Genomic DNA, 937 nt, shown 5'->3' with positions numbered 1-937 from the left:
CCCTGTCGGACAACCCGAAGCCGCTGCCGCAGCCGGGTGCCGCCGCCGACGCTTCCAAGCCCGCCGATGCCGCCAAGCCGGCGGACGGCGCCGCCAAGCCGGCCGAGGGAGCCGCTCCGGCCAAGCCGGCTGCGCCCGCTCAATAAACAATTTGTCACAGAGACTTCCTTGGAAAAGCCGGGTTCATCCCGGCTTTTCTGTTAGGAAAGCTGCATGGGCGGCGACAAAGGCTGCACTTGCGGTTTCCACCGGCGTCAAATGATCTAGATTGCCGGTGATCAGAGCAATTCCCGGAAAGTGGGACCGGTTTTCCGTCCGGAATTGCGTCGAGACAAAGCGACAGAGCGACCGTCGTTTCCGTGAAACGATGGGCGCTCCGGGGCTCGCGACGAGGAGAACGCATGAAGGTTGGCCGCTTCCGCACGCTTTTCGCATCGGCGCTCGCTTTCGCCTTCGCCGCCAGCCTCCAGGCCGGCTTCGCCGATGAATGGCATACGACCTCCTCGCTGATCGGGCCTTCCAAATACGGCGACAATTTCCAGCGCTACGATTACGTCAATCCCGATGCGCCCAAGGGCGGCACGTTGAATAGTGTCGTCGTCGGCACCTTCGACAGCTTCAACCCCTATATCGTTCAGGGATCGCCGGCCGCCGGTTTCGCTCAATTCGGTGGCGGACTGCTCTACGACACGCTGATGGAACAGGCGACCGACGAGGGCAGCGTCAGCCACCCGCTGATCGCCGAAGCCTACAAATATCCGGCGGATTATTCGTCCGCGACCTACCGGCTGGATGCGCGCGCCAAATGGCATGACGGCCAGCCGATCACCGCCGACGACGTGATCTGGTCGTTCCGGGTGCTGAAAGCCAACAGCCCGATGTACAATCGCTATTTCGAGAATGTCACCGATGCCGTGGCAGTCTCGGACCGCGAGGT

General features: G+C 62.3%; 1 protein-coding gene. It reads left to right on the top strand.

The features are described from left to right. Window positions 1-401: 401 nt before the first annotated feature. On the top strand, window positions 402-937 hold a 536-nt coding region (locus EOD07_RS35860; RefSeq protein ID WP_245470626.1), incomplete at its 3' end, for an ABC transporter substrate-binding protein.

Source organism: Mesorhizobium sp. M2C.T.Ca.TU.002.02.1.1 (assembly GCF_003997225.1).
The sequence above is the reverse complement of the archived record's forward strand: the minus strand, read 5'-3'. Positions and strand labels throughout refer to the sequence as shown.